Here is a 13,982-nt window from a genome sequence, read left to right on the forward strand (position 1 = left end):
AAAAACTTAGAGTTAGGAAGTAAATATGAGTTCATTACCTAAAGCAGGTGACTTTTTAGGGCATCCTAAAGGGTTATTCCTGTTGTTCGGCACAGAAATGTGGGAACGATTCGGTTACTACGGCATGCGCGCCATTTTAGTTTTATATTTAGTAGCGCTTGTACAAGAAGGTGGTTTTGGTTGGTCAAATGCAGACGCATTAAGCCTTTATGGTACCTTCACTATGGCTGTATATATCACACCACTATTCGGTGGTTGGTTAGCCGATAACGTCTTAGGACAACGTAAAGCGATTATACTTGGTGGTTTATTAATGGCTGCAGGCCATTTCACTATGGGTGTTCCTCACAGCTATTTAGCTGGCCAAGAAGAAAACGTTTTCTATATTGGTTTAACACTACTTTGTTTAGGTAACGGTTTATTTAAACCAAATATCTCAACCATGGTAGGTGACCTTTATAAAGAAGGTGACCAACGTCGTGATGGTGCGTTCACTATCTTCTACATGGGTATCAACCTAGGTGGTGCATTAGGTCCTCTAGTTGCGGGTTATGCTGCTGCAGCAATGGGCTGGCAATGGGGTTTCATCGTAGCTGGTGTAGGTATGGTGATCTCAGTTCTTCTTCAACTTGCACTAAGTAATAAATACTTAGGCGAAATCGGTGTTGTTCCTTCGGCTAAGCTTTCTCAAGCACAATCTGAATCAAATACTAAAGAGCCTTTAACGAAAGTTGAAACTGACCGTATTAAAGTTATTTTCACTATGAGTGTATTCAGTATCATCTTCTGGATGGGCTTTGAACAAGCGGGCGGTTTAATGAACCTTTTCGCTAACGATTACACTGACCGTATGCTATTTAACTTTGAAGTACCTGCTTCTTGGTTCCAATCTTTAAACTCAATTTTCATCATTGTATTTGCACCTTTAGTTGCCATCATTTGGTTGAAACTTGATAAACGTGAACCAAACTCTCCGGTTAAGTTTGCTATTGCACTTATTTTCTTAGCACTTGGTTTCATCACGATGATCCTAGCGCTAATGACACAAGGTCAAGGTGAGCACCTACAAATCAGCATGATGTGGTTAGTTTTATTCTACTTATTCCACACATTAGGTGAGTTATGTTTATCGCCGATTGGTTTATCTATGGTGAGTAAACTTGCACCTCTACGTTTAGCTTCAATGCTTATGGGTATCTGGTTCCTATGTACAGCGGTTGCAAACAAAATTGCAGGTTTCGTAGGTTCATTCCTAGGTGAAGGTGAAGAAGCGTTAGACAACGCGATGGGTATCTTCATTGGTTTAGGCGCAACTGCGGTTCTTTCTGCAGTGATCATGTACTTACTAAGCGACAAACTAGTCGCTTGGATGCACGGTGCTGAAGGCCAACACGAGCCACAAACGACTGAACACATCCTAGCTGAAGAGCTAGAAGTGTCTGCTGAAAAGCAATAATACTTATTCCCCGTAGCGCCCGCTGCGGGGAATTTCTCTCTCCCCTATTCCCTCTGTGTCCTTAAAACTGATACTATATTCTGATATTAATTTGGTTTGGCAAAGGAACTGAGTAAGTGCGCTTTAACACTCAACTACTGGTCATTATTCTGACTAGCTTATTACTGACAGCATGTGGTGGCGATAAAACAACAAAAGAAGTCGCAACTGTTCCTGATCAGTCTGGTTTAATAATTTCCGTTGAAAATGGTTTATCGGCTGAATTTGCACAGGGCGATGTCATACTTAATGCAATAAGTAACACGGTTACGACAGACACCACATTTACTTATACAGAGACAAGCGCTTCAAGCACGGATATCGAGCAAGGTATTGTATCAAGTATTCATACCTTTCGCCCAAATAACCTGATATTTGCTGAGCCATTAAGTTTAGCGATTAAGTTACCAGATGAACAAACCAACCTTGCCTTTAGCATAGTGCAGTTAGTTGATGAGCAGTGGCAAACTCTCAGTACTGAACAAAGCGATGATGGATTTGCTGTCAGTGCTATTACAGAATTTGGTAGTTTTGCTTTAATGTCTCGCACCGTTCCTGCGGCCAGTAAAACCATTGGCGAGCAATGTAATGACACAGCCAGTAACCAAACGGTACGCTTTATTCATGTTGCAGATTTACACGCGCGCTTTGGCTTTAAAGAGCAGTTATTCAGCCGTATTCGCAGTTACTACGACAAGGCTAAAGTTGAAAACCCTAATACTTTATTCACCAATGGTGGTGACGATTATGAAAAAGGCACCGTAGCGGAACAAACATCACAAGGGTTAGCCACTGTCGAAGCTATAAAAGCCATGGCCTTTGACGTACGTGTCATAGGTAACCACGATTATGCATGGGGACCTGAGCAATTGCTGGACTTTGCCGATGACGATAATGCCATCGTACTTTCAAGTAACACCGAATATGATGGTAGCAGCGAGACGTCGTTTGCCGGTGTCGATTTTTCTGTTGTCCAAGTTGGTTGCCTTCGTATCGGCTTTTTTGGCATGACTTCAGTGCCTTGGAATGAACTTGATGAACCAGTTGAAGACGAGCCAATTCCTGATTTTATCGCTAATTTTAAAATGAATTGGCAGTGGCAAGACGTGGCTGAGCAGATTGTAAACCAATACCGTCAAGATGTTGATTACATGGTCATGGTCAGTCACTTAGGTGAAGGCACTGACACCCGCATTGCACAAAATGTGGCGGGAATTGATTTAGTGCTTGGTGGGCATACTCATGGCGGTGAAAGTTATCAAACCTTAGATAACGGCAGTATTGTTATTCAGCCAAACTTTTTTGCACAAGGTCTGACTGATCTTACCTTAACTTTTAACCTTGAAGACAAAACACTTGCGGATGTTGATTACAATACCGTCGCAACCACCAGCATTACGACCCAAGATGAAAGCACTAAAAACGCCATCGATGAAATCATGGGTCGCTATGCCCCAGATGCAAACACCGAAATTGCGGTTTCAGAAAATTACCCTTCTGCAGAAGAGCTCACGACGATTACTGCCAAAGCTGCTATGCAGCAGTTCCCCGAGATTGATGCTGCCTTGCTTGATGCAAGCCAAGTACAAGATCGCTGGCTACCGGGTACGTTAACCCAAGAAGACTTCCATGCCGCATTTAAGGTTGAACGCCAACCATCAAACACCCCAGGCTTTAATTCAATTTATCAAGTTGAGGTGACTGGCAGCCAGTTGAAAAGCATGCGCGAAAGCCAGCCTGAATGGGTCTCGTTAGTGCCAGATAACCTTGATGACGCAAGCACTTACCAGGTTGCTTTATTTAAAGGCCCAGCACTAAATAGCGGGTTGTTCTTCCCTGCTCTGCCAAGCTTAGAAGCCCAATTGGTCGCAGAAAGTTGGTGGCTACTTGATAATTACGCGCGAGCACGCACCAGCCAATGTTTATATCTTGATACCGATAACACACTGAATGCGTGTAAAACAGATGATGCAGTCACGGTATGGAATTTTAACAATCCTGAGCAAGGCTTTAGCAGTGACGTTGGCCCTGCAACACTCAGCTTTTTCGACCCTGAAGACAAAAACTGGGGGCCAGAAGATAGTCAATTTGCCACCACTACAGAGCTTGAAATTGCTGATTTACCAACGGGTGCCTCAGGCGTGCTCGCCTTTGCTCGCCATAGCCCAACGCAAGGCTTAACCTTAACGGCTAATAGTGCCGCAAACGGTGATTACCAAACAGAAGGCCTTATCGCTGATTACACCTTAGTGATGGATATTATGTGGCCAGAACAAAGCACCAATGAGTGGCGCTCACTACTACAAACCGATATCACTAACAGTGATGACGCAGACTTGTACGTTAGCCGAGATAACGCCATTGGTATTGCCACCAGTGACAGTGGTTACTTTGGCGAGCTTTTGGCAAACAGCTGGCATCGTATTGCCTTTGTGTTTTACGCTGCTCCAAACAATGGCGCACTGAAAATTTATCTTGATGGTAAGCTGATTGGTATTAAAGACGAAGGTGAAATCAATGAGCGCTGGGCAATCAACAATGCGGCCTTACTTTTAACCGATAATGACTACGAAACTAAGCCGGGATACTTAAACGCCTTGTTATTTGCTGGTCGTGCGATGACTGATGCCGAGATTGCCAATATGGGTGCTGCACAGCAGCAACTTAGTTTTACGCAATCAACCCGTACCCTAAACCAAGTGGTTGAACGCCATTATCAAGCAGCACCACAAGTTTTAGATAACCCTTGGTTACAACAGCGCAGCAAGTTTTTTAACAAAGCACGTCAAACTGTAAACTAATCAATACAAGCGACTTAATAAAAAAGGCCGTGCAAGGCCTTTTTTACTGCCTGAAAAATACAAAAATTTACCATTAAATACATATGGATAGATATAAAAAAGGATACCCTCTGTTAGTCAATATAGTGGCTTACTCACTGCCTTTGATAGTGCAATTGCTGAAATTAAAATCATTGTCCCATTTAATTTACAAAAGAGGCTTTGGCTAAATAATGCGGGGATCTTCCCCTTATTGAGATTCTGGTTAATCATCCGCTCATTGCAGAACAATAATTCTTTTTTAGCGCAGTGCTTATAATTGCGGGAGTAATGACAATGAGCGAAGTAAATAATCCGTTAGGCCTAGTGGGCATTGAATTCACTGAATACGCAACACCAGATGCAGATTACATGGACAAAGTGTTTACTGATTTTGGCTTCTCAAAGCTAAAAAAATTCAAAGGTAAAGACATCGTTTACTATAACCAACATGACATTCATTTTTTACTAAACAATGAGCGTGATGGTTTCTCTGCTGAATTTGCTAAAAGCCACGGCCCAGCAATTTGTTCTATGGGTTGGCGTGTAGAGAATGCGCAAAAAGCATTCGAGGTTGCTGTTGAGCGCGGTGCAAAACCTGCGACAGATTCAACACATAAAGATTTACCTTACCCAGCTATTTACGGTATTGGCGACAGCTTAATCTATTTCATCGAGCAATTTGGCGACAAAGGTTCTATCTATGAGTCAGATTTTGAAGATTTAAGCGAGCAACACATTGTTGAAGACAAAGGCTTCATCCGTATCGACCATTTAACCAATAACGTTTATAAAGGCACGATGGAAACATGGGCTAACTTCTATAAAGACGTATTTGGTTTTACTGAAGTTCGTTACTTCGACATTAAAGGTCAAAAAACAGCGTTATTATCTTACGCACTTAAATCTCCGTGCGGTACTTTCTCGATTCCAATCAACGAAGGTAAAGATAATAACAACAACCAAATCGATGAGTACTTAAACGAGTACAATGGTCCGGGTGTACAGCATTTAGCATTCCTAACGAATGACCTAGTAAGCTCACTTGATAAGCTTGACCAATCAACGATTGCCACGCTTGATATCATCCCTGAGTACTACGACACCATTTTCGACCGTGTACCTTGGGTTAAAGAAGACAAAGAGAAGATCCGTAAGCATCAAATCCTTGTAGATAGCCAAAGCGAAAACTGTTACTTACTGCAAATCTTCTCGAAGAACCTATTTGGTCCTATCTTCATCGAGATGATCCAACGTGTAGATGACGGCGGTTTCGGTGAAGGTAACTTCCAAGCCCTTTTCGAGTCAATCGAACGTGATCAAGAGCGTCGTGGTGTAATCTAGTTCATCATGATGAATAAAAAGCAGCGTGTGGTTTGGGTAAATTCACACGCTGCTTTTTGTCGTTTTAAATTCTGTTTTAAACTAACTGTTTAAATTGCGTTGATTGCCTCCATATAGATAACTAATAAATCAGCGCGAACAAATAAGGAAAGAGTATGAGCCTAATTAACGAAACCCACGATATTAATCTAAAAAGCTGGGTTGCATCTGCTAACGAAGCGAACTGTGACTTCCCAATTCAAAACCTTCCTTTTGCAGAAGTACGTCGTAAAAATTCAGACGAAGCGTTCCGTGGCGCTGTCGCAATTGGTGATCAAGTTATCGATTTAGCAAAAGTAAATGAGCTTGGTTTATTCTCTGGTGATGCACAGGTTGCCGTTAAAGCCGCAAGCCAAGCTACACTCAATGAATTTATGGGTCTTGGTCAGCAGTATTGGTCTGCACTTCGTCTTGCTCTATCAAAAGCACTCCGTGAAGGTGCCAGTGAGCAAGCACAATTAAGCGAAGCGCTTATCGCTCAAGCAGACATCGAATTTGCGCTGCCATGTCGCATTGGTGATTACACTGACTTTTATACGTCTATTTACCACGCAACAGCGGTAGGTAGTTTGTTCCGCCCTGATAACCCACTTCTACCTAACTACAAATGGGTACCAATCGGTTATCACGGCCGCTCATCGTCAATTGATGTTTCTGGTCAAACGTTCCACCGCCCTAACGGTCAAACTAAAGCACCAGATGCAGAAGTCCCTTCATTCGGCCCTTGTAAACGCCTAGACTACGAACTTGAGTTAGGTATTTACCTTGGTAAAGGGAATGAATTAGGCGATGCGATTGCCATTGAAAATGCTGAAAACCACGTATTTGGTTTCTGTGTATTTAATGACTGGTCTGCACGTGACTTACAAGCATGGGAATACCAACCGCTTGGTCCATTCCTTGCGAAGAACTTCGCTTCGACTGTATCTCCTTGGATTGTTACAACTGAAGCTCTGGCACCATTTAGAACAAACTGGACACGTGACGAAAACGATCCACAACCAATGGACTATTTAGAGTCAGCTCATAACCGTGAGTTTGGTGCATTCGATATCAAAATGGATGTACAAATCGAAACAGAAAAGATGCGTGCAGCTGGCGAAGCACCAACACAAGTATCTAAATCAAGCTTCAAGCACTCTTACTGGACCGTTGCGCAAATGGTCACTCACCACACTGTAAATGGCTGTAACTTCCAACCAGGCGACATGTTAGGTTCAGGTACGCAATCGGGCCCTGAGCACGAAGAAGCAGGTTCATTATTAGAACTTTCTCGCGGTGGTAAAGAAAAGATCACGCTAGCTAATGGCGAACAACGTACTTTCTTAGAAGACGGCGACAACGTAATCATGCGTGGTTGGTGTGAAAAAGACGGTTTTGCACGCATTGGTTTTGGTTCAGTCGAAGGTACAGTATTACCTGCCAAATAAAAATAACTCGCTATTTTTATTTCCAGAACAACGATTAAGGGCATTTTTTGCCCTTTTTTTTGCATTTTTTTCAGTTGAGTTACAATTTTTTGCTGGCTTTTTTAAATGAGATTGCTATCTTAGCTCGGTTATTAGTCAAATTTTGTACGCCATGTTAGTTAAACTTAAGTCTTTTTATCGCACGTTTTTTCCAGCTCGTCAGCTGTTGATCCGTCAAAATGGCGAAGTAAAACACTTAGTATTAGCCCCTTGGGTGCAATTAACGACCTTACTAGTCATTTTAACCGCTCTTGTTTGGTTAAGTATTTCAACACTGCAAATCATTTCTCAAGCTGACAAGATCACTAGCATCGAACAAACTCAGCTAACAAAACAACAAGAATGGCAAAAACAGCATTATCAGCAACAAGCTGTTTATGAAAAACAGCTAGAGCAATTGGCAGTCCTTGAACAAAAACAAGCGCTATTGCAAAGCATGATTGAATCGCTTCCAGAATCAATGAACAAACCTGCACTGCCAACCGACGCAGAGCCATTACTTTTGCCTGTTCAGGAGCACGCTGAAGAGTTTCACGCGCCTTTAGAAGATGAACAGCAACCTAAACAAGTAAAACGCTTAGAGAGTATTTCTGAGCGCTTAGCGCGTCTTGATGCTGCTTATAACAGCAGTTTTATTGTATTAGATGAGCAAATTAAGCTTCGTCACCAAGAAATTGTTGCCATGTTAGAAGGTGCAGGCCTTGATAGTAGCCTTGCTGACGGTTCTGTTTTAGACGGTAGCGAAACGGCACAAGGTGGTCCATTAGATTTATTTGACGAATCAAAAATTCCCGCTGAGTTTTTAGCGATTGCCGACAAATTGCTGGCATTAAATAACCTTGAAAACTTACTCAGCGAATTACCACAAACACTTCCTGCTGCCGATTACTACATTTCAAGTAGTTATGGTCTTCGAAAAGATCCTATGAATGGCCGCCGTGCTTTTCACAAAGGCGTTGATTTAGCAGGTTGGCATAAAACCGAGATTTTTGCTCCCGCTGATGGCACCGTTTTACGTGCTGGTCGTAATGGCGGCTATGGCAACTTTATCGAACTACAACACAAAAATGGCTTCGTTACTCGCTTTGGTCACCTTAATAAAATTAAGGTTAAAAAAGGCCAAACAGTGACTAAAGACGATGTCATTGGTTTAATGGGTAGTACTGGCCGTAGTACCAGCACTCACCTACATTACGAAGTTTTAGTGAATGGCAAACATGTCAACCCGGTTAAAATAACAAAGGCGCTTTCTCGTGTTCGGTAAAAAAAAACAATCAGCAGCTAGCTCGTCTGGCTCATCTTTAAAAAGAACCAACCACACTCCTTCTATTATTTCTGAAGACGTTCGTTTAACTGGCGGCCTCAGCAGCCAAGGTGAAGTTCAGCTTGATGGACGCATCGAAGGCGATTTACGTGTTAAACATTTAGTGATTGGTCACACTGGCATGATTGAAGGTGTCATTGAGGCTGATAGTGTTATCGTCAAAGGTAAAATTATCGGTTCACTGATTGCCAACAAAGTGACGATTGAAAGCACAGCACAAGTTCATGGTGATGTTTTTCATGACACACTGAGCATCGAAGCCGGCGCAATCATTGAAGGTAGTTTAAAACATCGTCACGAAGAAGATAATGTGGCGCCAATCAAGCCTGAAGAACAAACAAGTTCTTCATTATTGGCTGATGACGACAACGACTTGTCGTTTGTTAACAAACAAGCCGCTGATAAGTCTTAACGCTTTTTAGCGGTTACATACATGTGATATCCGCGGTGAAAACAAGTTCATCGCGGCTATTATAAACCTTCACGGGTACTAGCAAGTCCTGCTTTTCTAACCACTCACTCGGCACGTCTATCTGGGCAACAGCACGCATATCTGTGTCAATTTTCGCTAAATAATTCACAGTCATGCCTTTTGGGATCCAACGGTGCGTTTTTGCCGGCACAGTGGCATCAACCATTAAACCTGCACATAACTCAGCGACATTACACTGTGCAATTGCATGAATAGTCCCTATATGATTGTGGATTGCTCGGCGGTTTTTAACGGTTGCACTGCAATGCCCAGCAGTTAAATGTGTGATCAATGGCTTTATTGACCCAAAGTAAGGGGCTTTAAAACACACGGCTTTACTAAACAACCAGTTACCCTTTGGCAGTGACTGACATTTCGTCCAAATTTTTAATAATGATGATGGTGAGCTCACGACGTTTATCCATTATTTTTATGATGTGAGATAAAAAACTAACACATCAGACCAGATAGCGAAATGGAAAGTTTTTGTAAGCAGTTTTAATGATTACACATTTAGCTACCTGAACGCTTTTCTTTTCCTTTAGGGGCACATAAAATACCGTTTTAAAGGAGAGCGAATGCAGTCACGCCAGCACAAAAACCTCAGCTTACTATTTATTCTTGGCCTTCTGGTTATTTTTAGCCCGTTAGCAATTGATATTTACTTACCCGCATTTCCGACCATTGCTGAACAATTCAACGCTTCAGAAAAGCAAATTCAGCAAACCGTCGCTATTTTTATGCTTACCGTTGGGCTTGGACAGCTCATTGCAGGGCCATTAGCAGATAAGTTTGGTCGTAAGCCTGTGGCAATTACCGGTGTGACAATTTATGGTTTAGCGGCTTTTGGGGCGTATTTAGCACCTGATTTTGCAAGCCTGATGATGGCAAGAGCACTGCAAGGTTTGGGCGCCTGTGCCACGTTTGTCGTGGCGTTTGCGATTGTAAGAGATCGATTTGGTAGTGAACGCAGCGGTCAAATCATTACTTATCTCAATGGTATCGTCTGCTTTATCCCTGCCCTAGCGCCAATTTTAGGTGCTTGGCTCACAGTGCAGTTTGGTTGGCGCATGAACTTTTTATTCATGGCAGCATTTGCACTTATCGGTTTATTCATAACCTTGTTAATGTACAAAGAAACCCGCCCTGCCGATAGCGTCTATAGTGGTCATATTCTTGACCTACGCCGTTTTATGCCAATCATCAGCACGCCATTGTTTTTATTCCATAGCTTAATTTGCTTGGTAACTATGTCGGCTATTTTAGTCTTCGTTACGCTAGCACCAGGCTGGCTTATTACTGAATTAGGTGGCAGTGTGACCGACTTTACTTTCTGGTTTACCTGTAATGCAGTATTGAGCATTGTTGCTAGCTTTATTATGCCACTGTACATCAAGCGCCAACCAAAACGCGCGTTAAAAGCAGGACTCTTGTTACTTGTAATCGCAGGTGCCTTAATGTTGGCCTTTAGCCAACAACGTACTGCGCTTGCGTTGATGTTTCCGATGTTTATTGCTGCGTTTGGTTTTGCACTGACACTTGGCTCATCAGCAGGCCGTGCATTAAGTTTATTTCCTAAACAAGCAGGCACCGCTTCCGCACTTATTGGTTTGATGCAAATGAGTGGTGCAAGCTTATTAGTGTTTATAACGCAATTCTTAAATTTGACTACCCCGGTATTAATTGGCGTGCACTTTTTAATGCTCATTCCATTTACCTACTTATTGTTCAAGCATAAGCACTTGTCATAAAAAAGTTTTATCATACTTTTCGTCATGACGGGTAAATGAGAATCGTTATACTCTATTTACCCGTTTAGACATCCTGTTATTTCCTACCGTTATAAAAAGTATCTTTCTAGAATAATTTGTTCCAGTTTTGTGGATTATTTTTCTTGTACCTATAGCGCCATTAAACTATTGTTTACTCACGTTAACATTTAGTTAACTCAACAACATGTTTGGGATACGAATTATGAAAAAGAATAAATTAGCATTAGCACTTATCATCAGTGGACTATGTGCTGCAGGAACTGCAAATGCAGCAAACGATCGTTACATCATCCAAGTAGACAACAACAATAAAGGCGTAGTTAAAGCACTCGCTAAAAAGCTCGGTGGTGATATTAAAGTTGATGGTAATGGCTTTATTGCAGCGCAATTTACAGGTCATGATCTTGCAAGTGTAAAAGGCTTACTGAACAACCCTCATATTAAACTAATTGAAGAAGATCAAAAGCGTGTACCAATGGCGCTGTATAACGATGACGCCGGTAATGCAATGCAGCAACAATTAACGCCGTATGCAGTTTATCAATCACAAGCTGATCAAGTTACCTTCGATGCGAATGCTGGCATGAAAGTCTGTGTAATTGACTCAGGTCTAGATGCAACAAACCCTGATTTCGTTTGGGGTAATATCACAGGTGATAACGACAGTGGCACTGGCAACTGGTACGACAATGGTGGCCCACACGGTACTCACGTAGCAGGTACAATTGGTGCGGCAGACAACAATGTTGGTGTGGTTGGTATGGCACCGGGTGTGGCAATGCACATCATCAAAGTATTTAATGCTGAAGGCTGGGGTTATTCTTCAGATTTAGCACACGCAGCGGACTTATGCTCTCAAGCTGGTGCAAATATTATCAGCATGAGCCTTGGTGGCGGTGGTTCAAATAGCACCGAATCTAACGCGTTTGCTAATTTTACTAACGCCGGCGGTTTAGTGGTTGCTGCAGCGGGTAACGATGGTAACAGCGTGCGCTCATACCCTGCAGGTTATTCTTCAGTCATGATGGTTGGTGCAAATGATGCGAACAACCAAATTGCAGATTTTTCGCAATTCCCTAGCTGTACAACAGGTCGTGGTAAACGTGTAACTACCGATGAAACTATCTGTGTTGAAGTAACAGCAGGCGGTGTTGATACACTTTCAACTTACCCAGCAGGTATGGCAACGTCAGCTAGCTTAGCAGCTGATGGCGCAGGCTTTGCTACTTCATCAATGGAAAACGCGGGTAATGCATCAGGCACGGCGTATTACATGGGTACTGCTGAAAGTGTTGATTCTGGCGCAGCGGGCAAAATTTGTATGATTGACCGTGGTAATATCTCGTTCTACGACAAAGTAAATAACTGCGAGAACTCAGGCGGTATCGGCGCTGTTATCATCAATAACGAAGCAGGTATGCTATACGCTACATTAGGCGATACTAACGATACAACAATTCCTGCTGTCGGTGCGGCACTTGAAGACCGCTCAGCTCTACTTTCAAGTACAACAATTGATATCGCAATTGGTACCAGTGATTATGGTTTCATGAGCGGTACATCAATGGCAACGCCTGCTGTTTCAGGTATCGCAGCGCTAGTTTGGTCAAACCATCCTGAGTGTACAGGTACAGAAATTCGTGATGCGTTAAAAGCGACAGCACAAGACCAAGGTGCTTCTGGTCACGATGTTTACTTCGGTCACGGTATTGTTAAAGCAGCTGATGCAGATGCATACCTAACAGCCAATGGCTGTGCAGGTGGTGGCGATAATGGCGGCGGCACAACACCGGGTAGCGATGACATTAGCCTTTCTACTTCAGGTTATAAATCAAAAGGCACTGCGTATGTTGATTTAAGCTGGAGTGGTGCTGCTACAAGCACTGTTGATGTGTACCGTAATGGTAGCAAAGTAGGCTCAGTGGCAAACACTAACAGCTATACTGACACTATTACAACGAAAGGTGGCGGCACTTACACTTACCAAGTATGTGAAGCACAAAGCACAACTGTTTGTTCAAACAACAGCTCAGTGACATTCTAATACTTTCCCCAACCCAAATCAGCGGGCATTGATTGCCCGCTTTTTCTTTTTCTAGAAGCTTGTTAAAATCAATTACCTAGCTTTTTATCTTTGTGCCGATGATCAATCCAGAATCGTTACTGTCGTTTTTAGGCGCCAGTTTTTTAATCGCCGTGGCTCCCGGCCCTTCTAATGCATTTTTAATGGCACAAACCTTTGCCAATGGCCGTAAAGCAGGAATGCAAAGTGCATTCGGTTTTGCCCTAGGTGGTGTGGTCCATACTTTTTTTGCGGTGGTGGGTTTAACTGCTATTTTAAAAGCATCTACAGTCGCGTATACCACAGTTCAGTATTTAGGTGCAGCGTACCTGTGCTATTTAGGCATAATGACCTTAAAAGACACCTTCACACAGCCTGAACCTGACTGTGATGAAAAGCCTCATGTAAGTACCAGTAAAAAGCAAAATGTGATGTTTCAAGCAATGATGACCGAGGTACTTAATCCAAAAGTCGCGCTATTCTTTATTGCATTTATTCCACAGTTCGTCGATCCGAGCTTGTCTTCAACGACCTTTCAGCTCGCTTTTTTTGGCTTACTTTACCCGCTTTTTGCTTTTCCAATCGACTGCACGTATATTTATTTCGGCGATAAGATAGCCAGTTATTTTCGTGATCACCCACAAACCCAAATTTGGATTGATCGGATCACGGGACTGGTGTTTATTGCATTAGCAATTAACCTATTGATATAAGAGCACTTATGGAACAAAAACAACAAGCCTTACCAGCCAAAAAGAATATTGCCCTCGTAGCCCATGATGGCAAAAAAGCAGCTCTTCAGGCGTGGTGTGAAAAGCATCAAGCTATTTTAAGCAAGCACACGCTGTATGGTACGGGTACAACCGGTCATTTAATCGAGCGTACTACAGGGCTTGAAGTGATTAAGCTGCTAAGCGGCCCTATGGGTGGCGATCAGCAACTCGGTGCTAAAATTGCTGAACATGAAGTGCACATGTTAGTGTTTTTCTGGGATCCACTTGCATCGCAGCCACACGACCCTGATGTAAAGGCATTACTACGTTTAGCTGCGGTTTGGAATATTCCTGTTGCTTGTAATGAAGTCAGTGCTGATATGCTATTAAGCTCACCTATGATGGAAACTGAGCTGTGCCGCACGTTACCAGATTATGAAAAATATCTCGCAACGCGCCAAGTGACTCTTTAA

10 protein-coding genes and 1 pseudogene are annotated in these 13,982 nt (G+C 42.7%); 10 read left to right on the plus strand and 1 reads right to left on the minus strand.

Going from position 1 to position 13,982, the window contains the following annotated elements:
- Positions 1 to 25: 25 nt before the first annotated feature.
- The 6 genes from C2M33_RS13550 (at position 26) to C2M33_RS13575 (ending at position 8,902) form a co-directional block, all read left to right on the plus strand.
- Positions 26 to 1,456: a peptide MFS transporter gene (locus tag C2M33_RS13550; protein ID WP_063700256.1), complete on the plus strand. Its 1,431-nt coding sequence runs from the start codon at positions 26 to 28 to the stop codon at positions 1,454 to 1,456.
- Between the two features lie 116 nt (positions 1,457 to 1,572).
- The gene (locus C2M33_RS13555) at positions 1,573 to 4,296 is read left to right on the plus strand and encodes a metallophosphoesterase (protein ID WP_105174662.1); all 2,724 of its coding nucleotides are present in this window, start codon (positions 1,573 to 1,575) and stop codon (positions 4,294 to 4,296) included.
- Between the two features lie 315 nt (positions 4,297 to 4,611).
- On the plus strand, positions 4,612 to 5,658 hold the full coding sequence (gene hppD / locus C2M33_RS13560) for a 4-hydroxyphenylpyruvate dioxygenase (protein WP_063700542.1): 1,047 nt from the start codon (positions 4,612 to 4,614) through the stop codon (positions 5,656 to 5,658).
- Positions 5,659 to 5,813: 155 nt separating this feature from the next.
- Positions 5,814 to 7,127, plus strand: coding sequence for a fumarylacetoacetase (fahA, locus tag C2M33_RS13565; RefSeq protein ID WP_063700260.1), 1,314 nt, complete (start codon positions 5,814 to 5,816; stop codon positions 7,125 to 7,127).
- Between the two features lie 151 nt (positions 7,128 to 7,278).
- Positions 7,279 to 8,430: a M23 family metallopeptidase gene (locus tag C2M33_RS13570; RefSeq protein WP_063700262.1), complete on the plus strand. Its 1,152-nt coding sequence runs from the start codon at positions 7,279 to 7,281 to the stop codon at positions 8,428 to 8,430.
- Positions 8,420 to 8,902, plus strand: a complete 483-nt coding sequence (locus C2M33_RS13575; protein WP_063700263.1) for a bactofilin family protein — start codon at positions 8,420 to 8,422, stop codon at positions 8,900 to 8,902. Before C2M33_RS13570 ends, C2M33_RS13575 begins: the two co-directional genes overlap by 11 nt.
- Here the strand turns inward: C2M33_RS13575 and C2M33_RS13580 are convergent.
- A pseudogene (locus C2M33_RS13580) lies at positions 8,899 to 9,374 on the minus strand (hotdog fold domain-containing protein). The gene C2M33_RS13575 and the pseudogene C2M33_RS13580 sit on opposite strands and share 4 nt — an antisense overlap.
- Before the next feature lie 166 nt (positions 9,375 to 9,540).
- Between C2M33_RS13580 and C2M33_RS13585 the strand changes: the two are divergent.
- From C2M33_RS13585 to C2M33_RS13600, 4 genes are all read left to right on the plus strand, one after another.
- Entirely contained in the window at positions 9,541 to 10,713 is a 1,173-nt protein-coding gene (locus tag C2M33_RS13585; protein WP_105174664.1) for a multidrug effflux MFS transporter, read from the plus strand.
- Between the two features lie 223 nt (positions 10,714 to 10,936).
- Positions 10,937 to 12,778, plus strand: a complete 1,842-nt coding sequence (locus C2M33_RS13590; RefSeq protein WP_105174665.1) for a S8 family serine peptidase — start codon at positions 10,937 to 10,939, stop codon at positions 12,776 to 12,778.
- A 98-nt stretch (positions 12,779 to 12,876) separates the two neighbouring features.
- Positions 12,877 to 13,509, plus strand: a complete 633-nt coding sequence (locus C2M33_RS13595; RefSeq protein WP_063700271.1) for a LysE family translocator — start codon at positions 12,877 to 12,879, stop codon at positions 13,507 to 13,509.
- Between the two features lie 8 nt (positions 13,510 to 13,517).
- Positions 13,518 to 13,982, plus strand: coding sequence for a methylglyoxal synthase (locus tag C2M33_RS13600; protein ID WP_063700272.1), 465 nt, complete (start codon positions 13,518 to 13,520; stop codon positions 13,980 to 13,982).

The organism is Pseudoalteromonas sp. T1lg122 (genome assembly GCF_002964825.1).
GTDB lineage: Bacteria > Pseudomonadota > Gammaproteobacteria > Enterobacterales > Alteromonadaceae > Pseudoalteromonas > Pseudoalteromonas gelatinilytica.

Excerpts from the sequence above, each read along its gene's own strand:
- C2M33_RS13550 (WP_063700256.1), top strand. The coding sequence starts at position 26 with ATGAGTTCATTACCTAAAGCAGGTGACTTTTTAGGGCATCCTAAAGGG.
- hppD (WP_063700542.1), top strand. The coding sequence starts at position 4,612 with ATGAGCGAAGTAAATAATCCGTTAGGCCTAGTGGGCATTGAATTCACT.
- fahA (WP_063700260.1), top strand. The coding sequence starts at position 5,814 with ATGAGCCTAATTAACGAAACCCACGATATTAATCTAAAAAGCTGGGTT.
- C2M33_RS13570 (WP_063700262.1), top strand. The coding sequence starts at position 7,279 with ATGTTAGTTAAACTTAAGTCTTTTTATCGCACGTTTTTTCCAGCTCGT.
- C2M33_RS13585 (WP_105174664.1), top strand. The coding sequence starts at position 9,541 with ATGCAGTCACGCCAGCACAAAAACCTCAGCTTACTATTTATTCTTGGC.
- C2M33_RS13590 (WP_105174665.1), top strand. The coding sequence starts at position 10,937 with ATGAAAAAGAATAAATTAGCATTAGCACTTATCATCAGTGGACTATGT.
- C2M33_RS13595 (WP_063700271.1), top strand. The coding sequence starts at position 12,877 with ATGATCAATCCAGAATCGTTACTGTCGTTTTTAGGCGCCAGTTTTTTA.
- C2M33_RS13600 (WP_063700272.1), top strand. The coding sequence starts at position 13,518 with ATGGAACAAAAACAACAAGCCTTACCAGCCAAAAAGAATATTGCCCTC.